Raw genomic sequence first — 20,152 nt, 5'->3', positions numbered from 1 at the left:
AGGAAGGAGATGTTATTATGCCAAAAGTAGAGAAGTTAAAAATGTAATTATGTTTTTGAAAATTTTTGGAGTTTCATCATTGTTTTTTATACCAGGAATTATTATTTGTTTTTTAGGACCAATTAAATTAGGGATTGCTTGACCTACATATGTAATTATTGGTGCAATGATTAGTGGTTTTGGTAATTGTTTCAATAAATAATTGAAACAATTAGTTTTATCAAAACACATAAAAAAAGAATAAAAACAAGATAGCATTGAAGATGTTATTAAAAAAATACAAAATAAGGGGTCTGATATAAACGGGATTGTTACCAGTTAAAAAGAAATTAAAGAAAAGCTATGATATTGATAGTTATTATCTTAATTTAGCATCAACGATTACTAATCGTAAAAATGTTACTGTTCAAAAACATAACGAGATTTTAGAAAAAATAATTTGTGAAGATAATGCTAATTTTTAAATCCGCGTGATTTAAAAATTAGCATTTATAATCTTATTACTAATCAAAAAAAATAGATACTAAATTAATTAATAACTTTTTTTAAAAAAAACAATACTTTACTAATAATAATTGATATAACGAATATAAAATTAATAAGAATGGTAAAAGTGCATATTTTATTTTTGCTAATAATTCAAAACTTAATTTTATTACCATTGATTTTTGCAATAACCAATATGATGAATTAGGTAATTTAGTTTCTTGTACTTTTGATTATGACCCTTATATTAAAATGATCAGAGTATTTTTATTACTGAAAAAATTTAAAATTGATTATATAACTAAACAAGTTAAAGTTATTAGGATATTAAAAATAAAAATGTATAGTATTATTACTGATTTATATATTGATGATGCTAAATAAAATAATTATACATCATTACAAAGAGAATAAATATTACCAATTGATTTTATTACAATTGAAATTATTCCTAATAATCCCAATTTTGAGCCTTCCGCTCGTTATGGCAAGCAATTTGCTAGTATTTTAGATATTATTGCGGAAAAGATAATGTTAGACCCATTATTAAATAGTGGTAAATTTACCATCAACACCAATGGGGTAACTGGAGTTATTGACCAAGAAATTAGTAAAATGTTGGCCTCATTTATTGAAAATGACTTGTTATTAGTTTAAGGTGACCCTGATAGTAATTTTCAACCAGTCGACTATATCGCGGGCATTTTTAAAGATGAACAATTAACTAAAATATATGATTGATTATTAACTAATTACTATAAAATAAATCGCCATCATGTACCATCTATTACAAAGGGAGTACAAAACAAACCCAAGCGGAAGTTGCGCGGGTGTAAATATTCAAACAAACGCCCCTTATGAGCAAATGATATATATTAGAGAAATTAAATTAACTGAATTTATTATTAAATTAATTAAATATGATAATGCAATTTTAAATAGCAGAACATTTAATATTAAAAATATTGATGAGTTAATTATTGATGTTCGCTTACCAGTAAACGCTACCTTAAACAGACAACTAAAAAACAATGAAACTGTTATCCCAACATGCCTAATGAAAAAGAAGAACAAAAATAATGTTAAAACCATCGGAAAAATATTAGCACAATTAGCAGAAAATGATGAATCAATTGATTATTCAATTGATAGTATCCCGTTGGATTTTGCTAATCAATCAAAATATAGCAAGTGTAACCATGATTTAGAACAATTATTTATTGAAAACCGTGTTAGAACCTTGTATATTTATAAAATTAATAATCCTTTGTTAAGACAAAGCAAAAACAAACCTTAAACTACTCTCAAAATAGTGTTAAAATCGGTTTTATTGATAAAGATGAATATATTAAAATAACTGGTTATGAAATTAGTGATTTTAATTTTAAATTACAAATTCAACAAAATACTACAGTTCAAGATAATAACACAAGTTGTATTGTGATTGATGAAAAAGATATTTTAATTAACAATATTTCAAAACAAGACAAAGAATTTCTAGAAAAATTATACTTAAAAATAGTATCTATTAATTAATCAATTAATGAAGATAACAAAAATGAATGTTATATCATTGAAGAATATAAACGCCCTTATTCACCTGATGGAGTAAATTTTATTAAAAGTACTAATTTAGTTAAGGTAATTGACTTTAAATGAAAAAACCAAAATAATATTCATTTAGTTTTACAAAAATAATTGCCCGAAGATACAGTATTTACTGGGATTGAAATTAAATATCATAAATCAATGTTATTTGGTAATATCAAATGTTGAAGGGGGGGGATATCAATGTTATTTATTCTTATCAACAATCTATTATTCAAAATGTTAGTTTGGTGCCTTTACTATCAATGCCAATTGAAACAAAACCGAATTTAAGGGTATTTCAGTATTGGTTAGGATATAGTTTTTTGTCATTTGAAATAGCTAGACATTTTTCTACTCCAAATGATTGTTTAATTTTAGTTAGTGTTGAAGACCGTGATGAAAAACCAAGAAACAAGTAATTAAAAATGGCAATAATTTTAGAAGGTAATATTTTTGCATATTATAAATCCTCATGGTAAATATTCGTATGATGTTAAAATACCTGGTAAAATACCAGAAACACTATATATTTGATTACTTCCACTAATATAACAAAATAATATTCCTAAATATAGTGATTTATTAATTGAAATACAATTCCCATTAGTAAATGGAAAATTAGAAGAATTATTAAGAAATATGTTAACATTTCGTTATAATTATGATAGAAAATTTCGTGGCGCTAAATATGATGAAAAGGAAACCCTTATAAATGAAAGCGCAAAAATAAAGCAATTATTTTAAGGACAAAAACCAGAAGATATCATTGGTGGTTTATTTGAGAACTGAAAATTTAAAAATTTTAATTATTTATCTGATATTGCAGTAAAAAGATTTAAACAAGTTGTATATATGTTGTCAAATTATGTATATATTAATATGGGCAATTAATAAATAATATAATAATGATATTAAATTAGTAACTCTCTATTATTTTGAGTTACTTTCTGAACCAAGAATTAAAGAAGGAAAAGATGATGAAGAAGCGTACTATGAATTTAAAGATTGTATAGTACAATTAAAGTCATCTTATTTTGATTTTTCTAATTTAAAAAATAAAAATTATTATAAAATGGAAACAAGTAGTATAAAAGTAATAAATAATGATATTTCAGAAAATCATATTTATCAATTAGAAGCAAATTATTTTAATTGATTATCTATAACAAATGAATTAGAAACAAACAATATTCCTTCTCTTATTCCTGCTGAAATTAGATTATCCGATGGATAATATGGCAAATACTTAACTAATTTAATTGTTTCTAACAATAAAGTACAAGAAATTTTAATTAAATTTAAATAAAATTGAAATAACAGGGATATAAGGATACGGAAATTATGATATTACAATTTTTACAGAAAAAGAACAGATTAATATTAATAATCTACAATTGTTTAATAAAAACAATGAAAAATTATCAAAATTTTTATATTATTCTTTAAAATTAGAAGTATCATATTTTTTATTTCATTATTTTGAATAATTTTCTATTTCATTAACCTAATTAATTCAGAAACTTTGTAAATTCATTATATTTTTGTAAGTTAAATAAAATAAAGAATAAACAGGACTATATACTTTATAATAACCCCCGAATTAATAGGCTTACTTGTACATCATAAAAATACAGCATATTTTTATTATTTTTAATTATATCATTGGAATTATTTTTATTATTTTCTGTTGTATAGTTAATTATTGCTTGACCTATTTTTTGATTTTTATCACAAAATATACGAATTCTATTTCTATCTAAATATTAATTTTCAAATTTTGCTTTATTATTATCAGCAGTAACAAATACAATAGGCAAAGAAATACATAATCCTAACAATAAAATTGTTATTAGTAATATTGCTATTTTATTTTTTGTTTTAGTTAGGGGAAAACACTTTATTGATAAAATTAAATATCTAATACTATCCTTCCTTTATTCAAATTTATTGTTTAATATTGATAGAATCTGAGTTCGCGGGATTTTTATAAGTTTTGCGAAAAATGCCTTAAAGTTTAAAAAAACTTTTGCGCCGCTTTTCAAAATACTTGGGAAAAATTCTAAGCGTTAAGCGAAGAATTTTATAAATGTTACCAAAATTTGTTTGAAAGAACCTCAAAACTTTTTAACTTGTAAGTCATTTATCACAAAAATTTAATAAAATCAACCGCTCGCCCAAAAACCAGAATAGTTATATTCCCATTTTAAAACGATATGTATAAAACCCCCGTAAAACAAGGCACCATATATATGGGTGTCTATCATGGTACATTTTACTATCGGGGTGTTTGTTTTGCTATCACTAAACCATAATTAACTTATACACTTATCTAAAAATGGGAAGTTATCTAACACGCCATATACTTTTCCTTGCACAAACATTTTTCTTATTCATGTTACACGATTGATTATCCCTGCTTCTTTATTAAGTGATGTTTGGTGTTTTTTGGCTTTAAACATTTTAATTTTATAACCTAAATAAGGGGCAATATCTTCTTGTAATTTTTGCATAAAGTCATGGGCATTGATATCATAATGAAATGTGGCAGCTTCAAAACCATCAAATTTATCAAAGGTATTAATTATTCATTGGCCATAATGTTCAACTATTTCATTTAAATTCATGGTGTTTTTGGGGGTAATAACGTTTTCGACAATTAAATAACTGATCATATTCATTATTTTCATTAATTTTATAACCACTAAATAAAAATACCGTATGATCAACACCAATTGCATAGCTATCAAATTGATAATGCTTTGTATTTGAATTATAAAAATCTTGCAAGTTATATTATTGGATATATTTACGATAATTTCGTAAAACATAAATGCTCGGGTCATTATCGTTATATTCAAAACCGTAATATTCAAGTTTAAATAAATCGGGTCGTTCTTCTTTATTTGCTAAAACAAGTTTTTGAAGAATATCCGGAATTTTGTTTCAAACAGCCCCCATTGTTAAGCGTAAATTAAAAATTTCCAAACCATTAAATGCTTGGTTATTTTCGGAATATACTTGATTGTGTTCTTTTAAAAGCGTTTTTATTCGTTCATTTAACGGTAAATACGGCGTTACAAATTTTTCATAAAAGACATGGTATTTATCAAAATGGTTAAAAGTAAATTGATTAGCATATGTTTTATGAAAATATGTTGTTACTGTTATGTATTGTTTTGCTATGTTGTTTCATTCTTGAAATGTCCAAGATAATTCTTTTACTGCAATATAATTATCTAAATTATATTGTTCGTTGCCATTTTCATCAGTATATTTTTCATAAGACACTTTTAAACTTTTACTCCGAAACATTGAAACTCTTAAATTATTATATCTTTTATCTAGTTCTTTATCCGTTAAGATTTCTTTTTCTTCGGCATGGATCATTTCATCAGTTCAGGCTGAGATAATACCACTGCCTTTCCCAACTTTCCCCATAATTTTATTGCCATTCGCATATCCCGCAAAAGTAATGCGAATACCACTAGGAAAAACAATTTCACCACCCTCTTTAACATTTTTCGGTCAAACAATGCCATTTTCATTGTCCGGTCCGATATCAATCCCATATTTATCATATAAGTAATTACAAACATTAATGGTATCACCAAAGGTGGTGTCTCTTCGTGGTATTGGTGTATCTTCGTAAAATGATCAACGAAGCATCAGTAAAATTACAAGCAAAAAATAACTTTTCTGCCAGATGATTTCATGTTTTATTAGCACCTCTTCCAGTGGAAACAAATTTTAAAAAACAGGGTGAAGTAAAATATCGAGCACAACTATCATCAACGAAATCTTTAAATATTTTTCAATCAAAACCAAAATTATAGTAACTAAAATTTAAATCATATTTTTTATTTAAATGTTTATAACTAGTAATTTGTTTTTGTTATTAATTTTAGCAACGTCTTGCATTTTTAAATATCCTTAATTTTTGATAAAATATAAATAATGTTTTTAAGAAGGGGTTTTATAAACTGGAATTAAAACAAAATTTATTAGGAAATTATAAAAAAAAATAAAATATTAGAAACAAAAATAGAACTTAAGATTTTTTTGTTTGAAAGAGATAATGAGATATTTAAATTATATCAACAAAGTTAATTAAATAGTGCTAAATTTTTTTAAAAATAATATAAAAATAAAAATATAAATTGTTCTTCTAAAGAAGAACAATTAGGTTTAAAAAAATATCAAAGAATGGAACAAAATTTAATAAGTAAAATTACGGTCGCATAAATAAAATAAAGGTTTTTAGACAAATAAAAAATACCTTTAATTTATTGAATTAAATAACATTTAAAAATAAAAACCCTTATTTTATTTATGCGACCAAAGTTACTTCATTTTTTGGTGATTTAAAAATATATAAAGATATTTTACATACTTTAGAAAATGCTAAAACTAACGAAAGAACGTTATCAAATATATTTAATAATGATTGATTTAGAAAAAGTTGATTATATTAGTAATAAAAATAATAATAAAATTAAAATCCCAAATAATGTTTTATATATCCAAATTGATGATGATTTTGAACCTATATGATAAAATAAAAAAGAGTTTAAGAAAATATTTTATTTTCAATTATTCATGTTGATATTGATGAAAAAAATCAATTAAAAAAATAAAAGTAATTAAAAATAAAAAGGGTGTTTTTGAAATTAATAATATTGCAAATATTAATCAAAAAAAATTACAAAGCAAGTATTACTAATTTTATAGATAAAATTTTTAAATTAATGGATACTTATGAAATTAACGAATATACTAAAATTTTAATATTAATTGATGGTGACTGTTGAATTAAAAAAATTATAAAAAAATAAAATAAAAATACAAAAACAATATTTTTTTATATAGTTTGGATAAATTTCATTTAATAAATAGATTTAAACAATTATTTCTTTATCTTAGAAAAAATAAAATTCACATATTAAAATATAATTAAGAAAAAAAATTTTTCTTTGATTGATATCATGAATAATTGTTAAATTTATTAAATTCTCATTTACATTATGTTTTTGGAAATAAAAAGAAATTTTTATTACAAACTATTAAATTAATTGAAAATAATGAAGCGGCTGTTAAAAACCAAGCATTATAATATAATATTGGTTGTCATATGGAAGGAGATACTTCACATTATATTAAGACCATTAAGAGGCGTTGGCAAAAATATACTGTAAAGAAACATTTAAAAAATAATTATATTATTAAATGTTAAGACTTAATGATAGAATTGATGAAAAAAGTTAATAAAACTAATGAAGAAAAAATTGAATTTAATATTTTTAATTTAAATCAATTTCAAAATTTAAATCATTTTCAAAACCAGTATTTATTTCTTTAATCAAAAACTTTAAAAAATTAATTAATGTAATTTTTAAAAGTGTTTTTTAGTTTGTCAAAATTCATAATTTTAGAAAATATTTTTTAACTAAAAATTATATTTATAAAAAATTCAACTTTTTTATAAATTTTGTTATCATTTAATATATAAGCGAAATTTAATTTGTTTCTAATTATTTATTTTTTTTATTAAAACCTCAAAATAATATATACTACCGAAAACCGAAAAATTTACAATAGAACCGCAACCATAATTAAAAAATTTAGCTGATGTTAAAAAATATATTGAAAATATTAAAAATAAAAAAATATTAAAAATATAATTTTACCCATTATAAATAAAACTGCTAAATTAGATAAAAAATTAATATCTTTGATTATTCTAAACAAGAATTACAACAAAGCAAATATTCGCACGTCATAGAATTTGATATTAATAAAAATACAAATATTTTAGATTTAAACAAAATAAAATTAGGCGATAAATTTATTTTATATTTTAATAGCAAAGAATATGAAACAATATTATTTGCAATTCAATATGAAAATAACAAAAATACCATTCATTTAGTATTCGGAAAAGCAAGAATTAATTTTATAACCACTGTATAGGTTCCAAGAAGTTGGACCATATTTATGTGGATTTTCAAATAAAATATAATTATGAAGAAAGTAGGAATATAAAAATAGGAATAAATTCATCGGTATATGAATTTAAAAAACAAATTGTTTTACTTTATCAAAATGGCAAAACCATTCTTGAAATTTTTAAATAATATAAGGTGTCAAAATCAACTATATATCAGTTAATTGAAAAATTTCATAATTCTGGATTTTTTAAAGCAAAAGATAATCACACTGTTGAAAAAAATTAACTGATTGCCTTGCGGAAAGAATTAATCTAATTACGAATGGAAAACAACCCTTTAAAGCAAGTAGTGCTGATAATTGGCAAAAAATAGAAATTATTAACAATAATAAAGAAAAATATTCTGTGCGAAAAATTGGTCAAATAGGATCAAAATTAAAGATAGCAAAATCAACATATTACTATCAAATTAATAAATGTGGCTATGGTTGATGTTAATAATTATGAACAAAAAGTTATCAGAGCATTTAAGCTAATCGCCAAAATTTATGAATCTTGTAAAATTAAAAAAGCTTTAATTTTACAAGATATTATCTTATCGCGAAGAAAAATTCACCAAATTATGATTAAAAATTAGTTAGTATCTAAATGCACCAAATTAAAATATCGTAATCATAAGTTGGTGGTTAATAACAACGAAATTAGCAACGTTTTAAACTGTGAATTTAATAATTAATAATAACCACAAAAACCAATGAAGTTTTGTTGTTAGTGATTTAACATATGTTCAAGGTGGTGCTAAATGACATTATCTTTGTTTGTTAATTAACTTGTTTAATCGTGAAATAATTGGCTATAATATCGAGACAAATAAAATAGTATAACTAGTGCAATAAGCCTTTTATTCAATTATAAGACCATTAAAAAAAATACGTTATTTTATAATAACTGGGGTAATGAATTTAAAAATAAAATCATTGACAATACCTTAAATACTTTTAACATCAAACGATCATTAAACAATAAAAGAAGGCTGTCCTTATGATAATGTTATGTCTGAAACAACTTACAAAAGTTTTAAAAAATAATTTGTCAAGAGGCAAAAATTTATATATTTAACCCAATTAAAATACAAATTATTTGACTTTGTGCATTGATTTAACAATATTCGAATTCACGGTAGTTTAAATTATTTAATACCTCTCTGTTGAATTTATAAAACAACAGTCCATATAAAAGTGTCATAAAAAAAGTTTATCCCCCCCAAAAAAAACTCACTTAATATAATTTATTGCTAATTTGCCCCTTAAAACGTGTAATAAGAGTTATTTAAAAGATAAAATTTTTAAATAATTAATAATTTTGCTTGTATATATATATATATATATATTATAATATGATAAATCTTGATAAATAAATAAATAATTTCAATAAATAATTTCAATAAATAATTTCAAGATTAAATAAAGGAGAAAAACAAGTATGAAAAAATTATTTAGTTTATTAAGTGTATTAACAATTAGTGGAACTGCTGTACCAACAACAATTGCTGCTAGTCCTTATCAAAAAGAAAAGAATAAATTAGAAAATATTGTTGATATTGAAGAATTTAATACAAATAATTTAGAAAAGTTAAATCGAGTTAAAAGAGGAAATAAAAATAATATTTTTGGAATAACAAAAATTATATTTAAAAAAAATTATTACGATATTTTTTCGCACGGTGTTGTATTAGATAATAAATTATATTTTGGTTCTCTTGATGGTAAAGTATACGAATATGAGCCACAAACAAATCAACAAAAAGTTGTTATTACAACAACCGAAGAATTCAATTCCTCTATTTCATTTGATAATAAGTTATATTTTTTTTCTCGTTATGGCAAGATATACGAATATGAGCCATTAAAATTAATTAAATCTGATGTTATTGATTTACAAAACTTATTAAATCAAGGGTTATTTATTTTTTATAAAAAACAAAATTTAAATTCTAAAATTAAAAACATATCAAATATAGATTTGAGTAATTTAAATTTTATAGAAACAAAAGCAATTAAAATATTTTCAAAACCAAATCAAAAAATATTATTGCCTTTTTATAATTATCATGAAGAAAAGCCAAATATTTCAGAAAAAGAAATAATCTATAATTCTCCAGACGATGAAATAAGTGAAGAAATTTCAAAATCAATTGAAATTCAAAAAGGATTAAGTACAACAAGTGGTAAAACAAAATCACAAACAACAACAAATTCTCATAATTTCAATATAGGATTAAGTGTAAGTGGGGAAGCTGAAACAAAAATATTTGGAATTGGCGCAAAAATTACTACAACTATTAATACAGAATATGGTTATTCAAATGAAAATTCTGAATCTATTGAGGTAACTTTAGAAAATAGTTTTAATTCTTCAAATACGAGAAAAGAAGAAAAAAAAGAAGTTAATAAAAAAACAATTAAATCTCAATCAATTATAATTCTCCCTAAGAAAAAACTTATTTATAATAGTAAAATTTATAAATATTCTTGTGAAGATTTTTGAAATTTAACAAAAAAATTTAATGGCTTAATTAGTGCATTAATAATTGATGAAAATAATAATTCTGAGATATTAAATGCTTCAATTAAAGATATTATGCAATCTTTAAAAGAAAACGATATCTTGCCAGAAGAATTTAAAATAAATCAACAAGACAATTCAATTACTTGAACAAGAAAAATGGCAACAAAATATACTTGTGGATTTGAGCAAGATTCTAGTAGTGAAACAAAATTAGTTGATGTATAAAAATGAAAAATATATTAAGTCTTTTAGGAACAATCACTTTAATTGGAACAAGTACAACAAATTTAGTTACTTGTAATGCACCACAATATACAAAAGAAGAATTAAAAAAAATAAAAGATAAAAACAAAATAAATACAACAAACGAAACTATTAAAAACAACCTAGAATGAATAGCACCACAAGAAAAACCATTTAATAAAGTTGATAATAAGTATTACTATATAGTATGAAAAGGTAAAAATTGAAACATTACCAAGTTTAAAAATAATGAAGAAATAATACCTCCAAATTATGAATATATATATAAAATTATAGAGGAAAAAGAAGAATACAAAATTCAATTACGCTATTACTCACATAATGATACTAAAATTGATTTAATTATTTTTAAATCAATTAATGAACCAACTTTAATTTGAGAAATAAATAATAATGATTTTATTAAATCTGTTTATCGTTGAAATGGCGAAGAACAAAATTTACCTGATTTAATTATTGATAAAGATTGTAATATACAAGTTAATTAGTAATTACAAAAAGAGATTTATTATATATTTTGTTTTTATATCGTTTTAATTGTTATTTTAACAGGGTTAGTACTACTATTTCTAATACCTAATACATTTTGAGGTAGTCGGAAAAAGTTTAGGTTTTATAAAAATTATAAATAAAGTAATTAAATACAAATTAAAGTAATCGCTTATCAGAGCGATTTTTTTTATTTGCATTATTCATCAGATAGTACCTTTATTAAAAATGATATTATTAGTTGTTAAACCGAAAAAATATAATAAATCACAGAAAGGAAATTATAAAAATTAACTAATTTGTAGGGTAAAATAGGTTAATTTTTAATTTTAAAGATATTATCTGATGAATAATGCAACTCTTAAACTTAATATTTTGATGATTAAAGATGGATAACTCATCTATGGCACGAAGCCTTAAAGAAAGTGTGAAAGTGATTGGATTTTACTTCTATTTATTTCTTTAATTTTCAGCAAGATTAATCCCTCGCGAAATGTCATAGCGCGGGGTTTTTATCTTGTTTTCATAAAGAGTGCTGCTAAACCGAAAAAACAATATCGGACACTAAAAAACAAGAGTGTTAGAACTCCAAAAAATTATTTTATTTATATAAAGTTGTGTAGGGGTTGATGAAGCGTAATTAATAACTGGGTAAACTGTTTCTTTGTTTATTTCCTTATGGGGGTAAACTCTATCAAAATATCCTACCGCCCCCGCTCACCTTCAAAGTGAAGCGGGCGGCGAAGTAATTAAATACTAAAATAAATTATTTACTAAATATCAAAATATTAACTAATAAAGGAATATTATGTTTTTTTACAGAAAGGAAAATATTTGATGAAAAAATGAAATAAAAAAATTGAAAATAAATTACAAGAATTAATGATGCGAGCTTATCCAGTAACTGCAAATGATATTAATGATGAAATTTGAGCAACAAATAAAAAAATAAGGAGTATATATAATGACAGAATATAAAAGTTTGTATATTAATAAAACTTGAAATGAAATAACAACTTCCTTTGATTGAGTTAATTGTCAACCTGTTAATTGTCGTATTTCACATCATAAAAAGCATTATGATGTGAAATGTTTAGAATGAGCAAAAATATACTTAAATTTATTTAAAAACAAGTGGGATGTTATTGCTTCTTATATGAAACATTACAAAATTAATGATATTTTAGATTTAGCAACAGAAGGTTGAAAAATATTACAAATTGACAAAAAAATAAACCAGATAAATTAAAATATATTATTGCAATTGACCCCGCTGGAATTGGTCAAACTGGTATTATTATTTATAATGTTTTACAAAATAAAATAATTAATAATATTACTTTTAATTCCAAAAATGAAGAAAACACAATAAATAATATGTATTTAATATTAAATCAATTTAAAAATAAAATTTGTTCTTATTTAAATAAAGTTATTGTAATAATTGAAGATTATCAACTTCATAAAGGTTTAAAAATAAAAACCCATTATCTACTCCTAAATTTATTGGTGGTTTAAAAGTTTTATGTAAATATCTATTTAATTTAAAATATGTTTTACAATCGCCAGTTATTAAGAAAAATTATATTTATAAAGGAAATATTAAAATGACAGAGCACGAACACGATGCTTGAAAACATTTACAATATTTTATAACAAAAGGAATATAGATAAAATGACAGAAAAATTTAAAGTAAATGGTTGGGAGATGAAATAATGGAAAAAACAGTTAAAGAAATAATAGAAGATGTTATTGATGCACCAAATAATAATGAATATTATATTTGCTAATATTGATGATTTAGATGATATTAAACGAGCATATGAAAAAGAAATTGCTGAAAAAGATAGAAAAATTGATTTACTTTTAACAGCGAATAAGCAAATTACCTATTCAACTAAAAACAGAGAATATAATAAACCAAAATTATATAAAGAATATTTTGAGGTATTTAAGTCTTGTTATGGTTGTTTCAGTAATAGGTTTGATAGTAAAGGCAAATGTTATATTTATCATGCTAACAAAGTAATTAGATTAAAAGATAATTCAAACTATGACAAATTACCTAGTAAGGATGTGAAATAATGTCCCAAACAAAAAGTAATTTACCAAAAAAATCAATAATTAATAAACCTAAAACAAAAAATAAAAGAATTAATAAATTAGAACTAACTGTTAGATTACATGAAAATCAGATTAAAACCAAAATTAAGGCGCCGGTTGCTGGTGGTGTTGAAGTTGATGCTTGTTCGGCGAAATGTCAGTGAGACGGATTAAATTATTCAACATTATCAATCTATAACCCATCTATTTTAACTAAGTTTTTGAAATTAAAAAAAGATGATGAGATAAAAATTAAAGGCTCAGTATTTAATCAATTAAATTTAAAAACAAAACGCTATTTTTTATCTTTTCGAGTTGATAGTTTTGAAATTATCCAAAAAGCTATTAGAAAAAGAACAAATACAAATATTAAAAAATAAGGAAGTGAAAAAATGATAAAAAATGTAAAATATGTTCTTATAAATGAAAATAATGAACCTATTAAAAATGAAGATGGTAGTTTTGATATTAAAATTGCTGAAATTATTTTAGAAAATACTACCGAAGTTGAAGAATTTAATGCAAGTAATTTAGAAAATAGTAATCAGCAAATCAACGAACTACAAACAAAAAATGCTGAGTTAACTTCACAAATTGAACAACAAAAAATTCAATTAAAACAAATTGAAATTAATAACTTCAATAATTTTTTAACTGATAATGAAGAATTTAAAAATGTCTTATTAAGATCTTATGATATTAATGATGATATTGAAATCATTAAAATACAATTGCGAAGTGTTTATGATGAATTAATTAAAGTCCAAACCGTTAATACTGGTGGCGTACCAAAAGTAGAAAACAAAGAAAACAATATTTTAGATACAGACAATGTATTTAATAAATAGAAAGAAGGAAATAAATTATGGCACAAAACCCACAAAGAATTTTTGGTGATATTGCTAATCAAGCAACAAAACGAGACCGAGAAACATTTGAACAATGATATTTACAAACTTATCAACAAAAATTTAGTTGAGAAGCTTTATTTGCATGAAAAGAAGCCAATAAATTTGGTTTAACATATAAAAGAAAGAAAAATATTCAATATAATGAAGGTCTAGGGGCGGACGGACAAATATTTAATACAGATGATAATTTATTGAAATATTCAACGGTGGAATTTGAAGATGGAATTGTTGAATTAGATACCATTTTAACTTTTGCTCGTAAATTAGACCCCGTAGAAAGTGATTTTAATCCCCTAATCTTTTTTGGGCTGCTGATATTGTGATATTGAGCAAGCAATAGATACTGAAGTTGCCTATAAACGCAATAAAATTTTAGAAATTATTAATAAAGGAACAGTTACAACTATTCAAGGTAAAAAAGCAGATGAGACAAATGCTTTACAAATACATGATGAAATGATGGATAAAATATATGAAAATGGTTTTACTCCATCAGAAGCAGTTGTATTAGGTTCGGCTGATTTTATTCGTGGCATTCGTAATAAATTACAGTTGCAACTTGGCGCAAACGACCAAATAAATAGCGTAATAACAAAAAGTGGGGCAATGAAAACTGTTGAAGGAACAACATATTATATGGTTCCAAAAAAATTACCAATTATCAATAAAGATGGTTCAGAAGGAACAATTAGTTTATTACCAGAAGGTGTTAATGCAATTGCCTTTAAATTTAGTAAAAAATATGATCCGCTTATTTTACGCAAAAAAGACCATACGCCGTTAAGAGTTGGTGCTGCGGCATTAGGGACTGGAATGAATAATACTTTAATTATGGAAAGAGTTTTTATATTTAGGTGGAGCGGTAGTTGAAGCAAAAGGAATTATTAAGCATTCTTATCAAATTACATCAGAAAAACCTAAATTATCCGATAAAATTACTATAAAAGCAGTTGGTAAATTAGCAAATGGCGAAAACTCAACAGTTTTAACTGCTGCTAAGTCAAAAAATTCTAACACCCCCGCAGATTTAAAAATTAATAGTAATGACAAAACTGGTAGTGCCGTTGTTTCAATTCCAACACATGATGGAACAATACCAATAACTTATACAATTTAAAAATTCTTAATAGTACTAAAAATAGTACTATTTGGTATTAAAAATGGCAATTGGAACATCTAAAACAGCTCTTATTTATCCTGTTAAAAAACCTCCAACTAGATTGTCACTTCAACAGCAAGAAAAAAGTTTTGGTTTACAATTATTAGCATTTTTAGGAATACAAGTTTTAGCCCTTGGTTTATCAGTTTTAACGGGCGGAGTTGCTTCGGCTGTTGGTCTTGGCGTTGGCTTATCTAATTTTGCCGCAGCATTTATCTCGTTTGGAGTAGAAACAGCAACCGATTTTGCTGTAAATCAAATATACGATAAATTAACCTCAGAAGTTACAGCAAAAAGTACGGCCTTAAATTTGTTGCCTGCAATTGGTGGGGTTGGAAAATTAACGCGGGCTGCTCGAACAACGAGAATTTTAAAATTAGCAAAAGAAACTAAATTACTTGAAAAATTAGGTGTAATAACTTCTAATAACTTAGAAGATTTTGTAAGACAAGTTACAGGTAAAAAGATTTTATCTGATAAATTAATTTTTGACTTTACAAAGCGGGCTAATAATGAAACTTTATTATATACAATTGGAAAATTAGCCTGCAATGATTTTTATAAAGGTTTTAAAGTTTCTAAAATAAACACAATTAATAATTTATTAAAAATTGAGAAAAATATTCAAAAAATAAGTCCTAAATTAGTTCAAAAAATACCACGCGTAAATGAAAAAAATGCTAATAAATGATTGTCTGAATATGGATTAAATATTGATAAAATAAGCAAAATTAATACTAATGAGTGATATAACATTATGACCAATCTTCATAAAAAAGGTGTTGGTAAAAACCTATTATTAAATGCTAATTTAATGCGTGGTAGCAAAATATATCATAATAAATTATTAAATATCTTGCATCAAACACCAATTAAATTAAATAAAATTTTAAATAATTTAAACCCAAATTTTTATCTTCAAAAAGTAACTAAAAAATTATTAGCCCCAATTGAAAAACAAATAATTGCTATTAAACAAAAAGTAATTAGTAAAATTACCGAACAAACTAAAAAAATATTTTCTAATTTTGAAACAAAAGCCATTCAAAAAAGATAATTATTATACCGTTTCCTTTTTATGGTTCTGATGTTTTTTTAGCTGTTAAAATAGCCCTTTATCTGTTGCAGGGAAGTTTTTTTGTGTGTTTTGCCTTAACAATATATTATAAAAACTTCAAATATGCCCCATTGTTATTATGACAACTTTATAATCAAGGCACAACAGTTTATTTTGGCTTCTGAACCATTCAAATTCTATATGAACAGTGAATGGTTTATTTGATGGGGATTTACAAAAACAAGTTTATTTAACTTAGTTTATTTTGCCTAAATCGCTTATCAACAAGTAGTAAAAGATAGTTTTAAAATATATCGAACAATTGCTAAGGTATTAAAAATGCAAGAACAATTTAAAAATAATTTTAATAAAGATAAATTGTTAAATACGATTGAAGAAAATGCTGTTACTAGTTTGTTGGGTGGGGTTTAGCATTTCAAACATATAAACAATTCAGAACAAAACAAGATTTAAACAAAACAATTAAATCAAAAACATTATTAAGTAGTAAAAAGTTTATCTTAAATAAAATCAAAACAAAAGAAAGAAATGATAAGGAGATGATTAAATGTTAAATGAATTATGAGAAAATGTTACTTTGGAAAATTATAATAATTTTAATTCAATTACAGGAAAAATTACGCAAGTTCCAGTTCGTTATAATAAGTTCTTTAAAAAGTGATGTAAATTATGATTAAAACTTTTGCATTAATGACTCAAAATATGATTAATTCATATTTAAACTATCCATTTTTAAAATTAAAGTTTTAAACATTTAAAGACCCATTATTAAAAAATTTGTATTAATATGATATTTATTACGGTTTAACATTGAACATTTAATCGTATTCCAATTGAATTCTTTACTTCAGCAAATATGAATATTGGTGATGTTAATTATTCTTCACAAAACGACCCTATGGCAACATGACAAGGTCTATTGCCTACTTATGCAAAATCATTGGCTAATTTAACAACTTCAAAGAAAATGTTTCGTACTTTTCAAGAAGAAGGTATTGATTTAACTATGATAGATTTAGAAGCCTATTATACACAATTAGAAGTTGATGCTTTAATAGAAAAAGAAAAAAACGAAAGAATTAAAGAAGATAATAATTTAGAAAACAAAATAAATACAAAACAAAACATTCTTAATAAAGATACAAATTTATAATTAAATAATTTAATTGTAAACAATACTATTGAAAGCAAAAATAAAATTCAATCTTTTAATATTACAACAAATGATTTAGAAATTAAAAATCCTAATGCAGAATTAGCACCAAATTTTACAAAAGCAGTCAGAGCAGTGCAATATAATATTCAAGTACCAATAACAAAAATCATTAATGATAAGTCAACAGATGAAGAAGTACCAACTGCAAAATCAGTATATAATTCTACTACATATGATAACAATTATTTATGGAAAAAATTGATAATAATACTTCATTAAATATATTAAAGTTTTATACAATTTATCTTACTTTTAAAATTACTGATTGGCAAATTTATACTGGACCTAAGTCTTTGTTTGAAATATCTAGTAGTCAAATTACTTTTAAAATTAATAATTTTCAATTTTATAATCCGAATTCTTCAAAATGATTTAATTACTGAGTTTATTTTAGTAATGGTGATAACAAAATATATTTTTGAGATGAAAATAATAATATGTCAGTTGATTTTGAAGATAGTATTTATGAATATCAGGGTGAAGGAACACCTATATAGGAAGGAGATGTTATTATGCCAAAAGTAGAAGTTAAAGATGTAATTATGTTTTTGAAAATCTTTGGAGTTTCATCGTTGTTTTTTATTGCAAGAATTATTATTTGTTTTATAGGAGAAAAAACATTAGGTATTTCTTGACCAGCATATGTTATTGTTTCAGCAATGCTTATCGGGGCTGGAATTATAGTTTTGATTATTGAAAAAATTAGATTTATCAAAACACATAAAAAAAGAATAAAAACAAGATAGCATTGAAGATGTTATTAAAAAAATACAAAATAAGGGGTCTGATATAAACGGGATTGTTACCAGTTAAAAAGAAATTAAAGAAAAGCTATGATATTGATAGTTATTATCTTAATTTAGCATCAACGATTACTAATCGTAAAAATGTTACTGTTCAAAAACATAACGAGATTTTAGAAAAAATAATTTGTGAAGATAATGCTAATTTCTAAATCGCGTGTATTTAAAAAATTAGCATTTATAATCCAATTAATAATCAGTATTTAGACACTAAATTAATTAGTAACTTTTTAAAAATGCAGGACTTTACTAATAATAATTTATATAACGAATATAAAATTAATAAAAATGGTAAAGGTGCGTATTTTATTTTTGCTAATAATTCAAAACTTAATTTTATTACTATTGATTTTTATAATGACCAGTATGATGAATTAGGTAATTTAGTATCGTGTACTTTTGATTATGACCCTTATATTAAAAATGAACAAAGTATTTTTATTACTGAAAAATTAGAAATTGATTATATAACTAAACAAGTAAAAGTTATTATAAAGTTAAAAACACGATTATACAGTACTATTACAGATTTATATATTGATGATGCTAAATGAAATAACTATACAGCATTACAAAGAGAAGAAATATTGCCACTTAATTTTATTCCAATTGAAATTATTCCGAATAATCCTAATTTTGAACCTTCTGCTCGTTATGGTAAACAATTCGCTAGTATTTTAGATATTATTGCGGAAAAGATAATGTTAGACCCATTATTAAATAGTGGTAAATTTACCATTAATACTAATGGCGTGACTGGAGTTATTGACCAAGAAATTAGTAAAATGTTGGCTTCATTTATTGAAAATGACTTGTTATTAGTTGAAGGAGACCCGGATAGTAATTTTCAACCAGTCGACTATATTGTTGGTAATTTTAAAGGTGAACAATTAACTAAAATATATGATTGATTATTAACTAATTATAAAATAAATTGTCATCATGTTCCCGCAATCGCTAAGGGAGCACAACAAACTCAGGCAGAAGTTGCTGGTGTAAATATTCAAACAAATGCATCATACGAACAAATGATATACATCAGAGAAATTAAATTAACTGAATTTATTATTAAGTTAATTAAATATGATAATGCGATTTTAAACAGTAGAACATTCAATATTAAAAATATTAATGAATTAATTGTTGATGTTCGCTTACCAGTAAATGCCACTTTAAACAGACAATTAAAAAACAACGAAACTATTATATCAATATGCCTAATGAAAAAGGAGAACAAGAATAATGTTAAAACCATCAGAAAAAATGTTAGCACAATTAGCAGAAAAAGATGAACCAATTGACCATTCAATTGATAGTATTCCGTTGGATTTTGCTAATCAATCGAAGTATAGCGACCCCGATTTAGAACAATTATTTAGTGAAGACCGCTCTAGAACCTTATATATTTATAAAATTAATAATTCTTTGTTAAGACAAATCAAAAACCAACCTTAAACTACTATCAAAATAGCGTTAAAATAGGTTTTATAGACAAAGATGAATATATTAAAATTATTGGTTATGAAATTAGTGACTTTAA

33 protein-coding genes are annotated in these 20,152 nt (G+C 23.6%); 30 read left to right on the top strand and 3 right to left on the bottom strand.

Annotated features, from left to right (window positions below; translation table 4 throughout):
• Positions 1-49: 49 nt before the first annotated feature.
• From ACE38S_RS02870 to ACE38S_RS02840, 7 genes are all read left to right on the top strand, one after another.
• Positions 50-202, top strand: coding sequence for a hypothetical protein (locus ACE38S_RS02870; RefSeq protein ID WP_374696309.1), 153 nt, complete (start codon positions 50-52; stop codon positions 200-202).
• Positions 203-308: 106 nt separating this feature from the next.
• Positions 309-464, top strand: a complete 156-nt coding sequence (locus tag ACE38S_RS02865; protein WP_374696280.1) for a hypothetical protein — start codon at positions 309-311, stop codon at positions 462-464.
• Between the two features lie 274 nt (positions 465-738).
• The gene (locus ACE38S_RS02860) at positions 739-870 is read left to right on the top strand and encodes a hypothetical protein (RefSeq protein WP_374696308.1); all 132 of its coding nucleotides are present in this window, start codon (positions 739-741) and stop codon (positions 868-870) included.
• A gap of 147 nt (positions 871-1,017) precedes the next feature.
• Positions 1,018-1,143: a hypothetical protein gene (locus ACE38S_RS02855; protein WP_374696307.1), complete on the top strand. Its 126-nt coding sequence runs from the start codon at positions 1,018-1,020 to the stop codon at positions 1,141-1,143.
• Positions 1,144-1,261: 118 nt separating this feature from the next.
• Positions 1,262-1,783: a hypothetical protein gene (locus ACE38S_RS02850; RefSeq protein WP_374696306.1), complete on the top strand. Its 522-nt coding sequence runs from the start codon at positions 1,262-1,264 to the stop codon at positions 1,781-1,783.
• A 472-nt stretch (positions 1,784-2,255) separates the two neighbouring features.
• A complete protein-coding gene (locus ACE38S_RS02845) occupies positions 2,256-2,495 on the top strand; it encodes a hypothetical protein (RefSeq protein ID WP_374696305.1) in 240 nt (79 codons plus the stop codon).
• Between the two features lie 653 nt (positions 2,496-3,148).
• On the top strand, positions 3,149-3,310 hold the full coding sequence (locus ACE38S_RS02840; protein WP_374696304.1) for a hypothetical protein: 162 nt from the start codon (positions 3,149-3,151) through the stop codon (positions 3,308-3,310).
• 1,078 nt (positions 3,311-4,388) lie between these two features.
• Here ACE38S_RS02840 and ACE38S_RS02835 read toward each other — a convergent pair.
• Positions 4,389-4,763, bottom strand: a complete 375-nt coding sequence (locus tag ACE38S_RS02835) for a hypothetical protein (RefSeq protein WP_374696303.1) — start codon at positions 4,761-4,763, stop codon at positions 4,389-4,391.
• A 106-nt stretch (positions 4,764-4,869) separates the two neighbouring features.
• On the bottom strand, positions 4,870-5,742 hold the full coding sequence (locus ACE38S_RS02830; protein ID WP_374696302.1) for a hypothetical protein: 873 nt from the start codon (positions 5,740-5,742) through the stop codon (positions 4,870-4,872).
• Between ACE38S_RS02830 and ACE38S_RS02825 the strand changes: the two genes are divergently transcribed.
• From ACE38S_RS02825 to ACE38S_RS02755, 15 genes are all read left to right on the top strand, one after another.
• Positions 5,727-5,909: a hypothetical protein gene (locus ACE38S_RS02825; protein ID WP_374696301.1), complete on the top strand. Its 183-nt coding sequence runs from the start codon at positions 5,727-5,729 to the stop codon at positions 5,907-5,909. The genes ACE38S_RS02830 and ACE38S_RS02825 overlap by 16 nt on opposite strands.
• A 565-nt stretch (positions 5,910-6,474) precedes the next feature.
• Complete coding sequence (locus tag ACE38S_RS02820; RefSeq protein WP_374696300.1) at positions 6,475-6,630, top strand: hypothetical protein; 156 nt, start codon at positions 6,475-6,477, stop codon at positions 6,628-6,630.
• A gap of 1,424 nt (positions 6,631-8,054) precedes the next feature.
• Positions 8,055-8,207, top strand: a complete 153-nt coding sequence (locus ACE38S_RS02815) for a hypothetical protein (RefSeq protein ID WP_374696299.1) — start codon at positions 8,055-8,057, stop codon at positions 8,205-8,207.
• Between the two features lie 291 nt (positions 8,208-8,498).
• Positions 8,499-8,657, top strand: coding sequence for a hypothetical protein (locus tag ACE38S_RS02810; RefSeq protein ID WP_374696298.1), 159 nt, complete (start codon positions 8,499-8,501; stop codon positions 8,655-8,657).
• Positions 8,658-8,739: 82 nt separating this feature from the next.
• Positions 8,740-8,904, top strand: coding sequence for a hypothetical protein (locus ACE38S_RS02805; protein ID WP_374696297.1), 165 nt, complete (start codon positions 8,740-8,742; stop codon positions 8,902-8,904).
• 598 nt (positions 8,905-9,502) lie between these two features.
• On the top strand, positions 9,503-10,813 hold the full coding sequence (locus ACE38S_RS02800; protein ID WP_374696296.1) for a hypothetical protein: 1,311 nt from the start codon (positions 9,503-9,505) through the stop codon (positions 10,811-10,813).
• A gap of 2 nt (positions 10,814-10,815) precedes the next feature.
• Entirely contained in the window at positions 10,816-11,340 is a 525-nt protein-coding gene (locus tag ACE38S_RS02795; protein ID WP_374696295.1) for a hypothetical protein, read from the top strand.
• An 838-nt stretch (positions 11,341-12,178) separates the two neighbouring features.
• Positions 12,179-12,319: a hypothetical protein gene (locus ACE38S_RS02790; protein WP_374696294.1), complete on the top strand. Its 141-nt coding sequence runs from the start codon at positions 12,179-12,181 to the stop codon at positions 12,317-12,319.
• Positions 12,306-12,590 (top strand): hypothetical protein, encoded by a 285-nt coding sequence (locus ACE38S_RS02785; RefSeq protein ID WP_374696293.1) that lies wholly within the window; start codon positions 12,306-12,308, stop codon positions 12,588-12,590. Before ACE38S_RS02790 ends, ACE38S_RS02785 begins: the two co-directional genes overlap by 14 nt.
• Positions 12,545-12,859 (top strand): hypothetical protein, encoded by a 315-nt coding sequence (locus ACE38S_RS02780; protein ID WP_374696292.1) that lies wholly within the window; start codon positions 12,545-12,547, stop codon positions 12,857-12,859. Before ACE38S_RS02785 ends, ACE38S_RS02780 begins: the two co-directional genes overlap by 46 nt.
• Before the next feature lie 238 nt (positions 12,860-13,097).
• Positions 13,098-13,427 carry a hypothetical protein gene (locus ACE38S_RS02775; RefSeq protein ID WP_374696291.1) on the top strand — a complete coding sequence of 110 codons (330 nt, stop codon included), beginning with the start codon at positions 13,098-13,100 and terminating at the stop codon, positions 13,425-13,427.
• Positions 13,427-13,825 (top strand): hypothetical protein, encoded by a 399-nt coding sequence (locus ACE38S_RS02770; protein WP_374696290.1) that lies wholly within the window; start codon positions 13,427-13,429, stop codon positions 13,823-13,825. Before ACE38S_RS02775 ends, ACE38S_RS02770 begins: the two co-directional genes overlap by 1 nt.
• Positions 13,826-13,837: 12 nt before the next feature.
• Positions 13,838-14,293, top strand: a complete 456-nt coding sequence (locus ACE38S_RS02765) for a hypothetical protein (protein WP_374696289.1) — start codon at positions 13,838-13,840, stop codon at positions 14,291-14,293.
• Between the two features lie 17 nt (positions 14,294-14,310).
• On the top strand, positions 14,311-14,715 hold the full coding sequence (locus tag ACE38S_RS02760) for a hypothetical protein (protein WP_374696288.1): 405 nt from the start codon (positions 14,311-14,313) through the stop codon (positions 14,713-14,715).
• A complete protein-coding gene (locus ACE38S_RS02755; RefSeq protein ID WP_374696287.1) occupies positions 14,660-15,244 on the top strand; it encodes a hypothetical protein in 585 nt (194 codons plus the stop codon). Before ACE38S_RS02760 ends, ACE38S_RS02755 begins: the two co-directional genes overlap by 56 nt.
• Positions 15,245-15,250: 6 nt before the next feature.
• Here ACE38S_RS02755 and ACE38S_RS02750 read toward each other — a convergent pair whose 3' ends face one another.
• Positions 15,251-15,373 (bottom strand): hypothetical protein, encoded by a 123-nt coding sequence (locus ACE38S_RS02750; protein WP_374696286.1) that lies wholly within the window; start codon positions 15,371-15,373, stop codon positions 15,251-15,253.
• A 143-nt stretch (positions 15,374-15,516) separates the two neighbouring features.
• Here ACE38S_RS02750 and ACE38S_RS02745 point away from each other — a divergent pair, with 143 nt between their 5' ends.
• The 8 genes from ACE38S_RS02745 to ACE38S_RS02710 all read left to right on the top strand — a co-directional run bounded on the left by ACE38S_RS02745 (position 15,517) and on the right by ACE38S_RS02710 (position 20,067).
• Complete coding sequence (locus ACE38S_RS02745; protein ID WP_374696285.1) at positions 15,517-16,572, top strand: hypothetical protein; 1,056 nt, start codon at positions 15,517-15,519, stop codon at positions 16,570-16,572.
• A gap of 568 nt (positions 16,573-17,140) precedes the next feature.
• Complete coding sequence (locus ACE38S_RS02740; protein ID WP_374696284.1) at positions 17,141-17,284, top strand: hypothetical protein; 144 nt, start codon at positions 17,141-17,143, stop codon at positions 17,282-17,284.
• 165 nt (positions 17,285-17,449) lie between these two features.
• Positions 17,450-17,746: a hypothetical protein gene (locus ACE38S_RS02735; RefSeq protein WP_374696283.1), complete on the top strand. Its 297-nt coding sequence runs from the start codon at positions 17,450-17,452 to the stop codon at positions 17,744-17,746.
• A gap of 251 nt (positions 17,747-17,997) precedes the next feature.
• Positions 17,998-18,306, top strand: a complete 309-nt coding sequence (locus tag ACE38S_RS02730) for a hypothetical protein (protein WP_374696282.1) — start codon at positions 17,998-18,000, stop codon at positions 18,304-18,306.
• A gap of 15 nt (positions 18,307-18,321) precedes the next feature.
• The gene (locus ACE38S_RS02725) at positions 18,322-18,555 is read left to right on the top strand and encodes a hypothetical protein (protein WP_374696281.1); all 234 of its coding nucleotides are present in this window, start codon (positions 18,322-18,324) and stop codon (positions 18,553-18,555) included.
• Between the two features lie 53 nt (positions 18,556-18,608).
• Positions 18,609-18,764 (top strand): hypothetical protein, encoded by a 156-nt coding sequence (locus tag ACE38S_RS02720; protein ID WP_374696280.1) that lies wholly within the window; start codon positions 18,609-18,611, stop codon positions 18,762-18,764.
• Positions 18,765-18,848: 84 nt separating this feature from the next.
• The gene (locus ACE38S_RS02715; RefSeq protein WP_374696279.1) at positions 18,849-19,928 is read left to right on the top strand and encodes a hypothetical protein; all 1,080 of its coding nucleotides are present in this window, start codon (positions 18,849-18,851) and stop codon (positions 19,926-19,928) included.
• Positions 19,855-20,067: a hypothetical protein gene (locus tag ACE38S_RS02710; protein WP_374696278.1), complete on the top strand. Its 213-nt coding sequence runs from the start codon at positions 19,855-19,857 to the stop codon at positions 20,065-20,067. Before ACE38S_RS02715 ends, ACE38S_RS02710 begins: the two co-directional genes overlap by 74 nt.
• Positions 20,068-20,152: the final 85 nt, after the last annotated feature.

Source organism: Spiroplasma endosymbiont of Polydrusus formosus (assembly GCF_964263245.1).
Lineage (GTDB): Bacteria > Bacillota_I > Bacilli_A > Mycoplasmatales > Mycoplasmataceae > Spiroplasma.
Note: the sequence above shows the minus strand (reverse complement) of the source record. Positions and strands in the feature narration are given on the sequence as shown.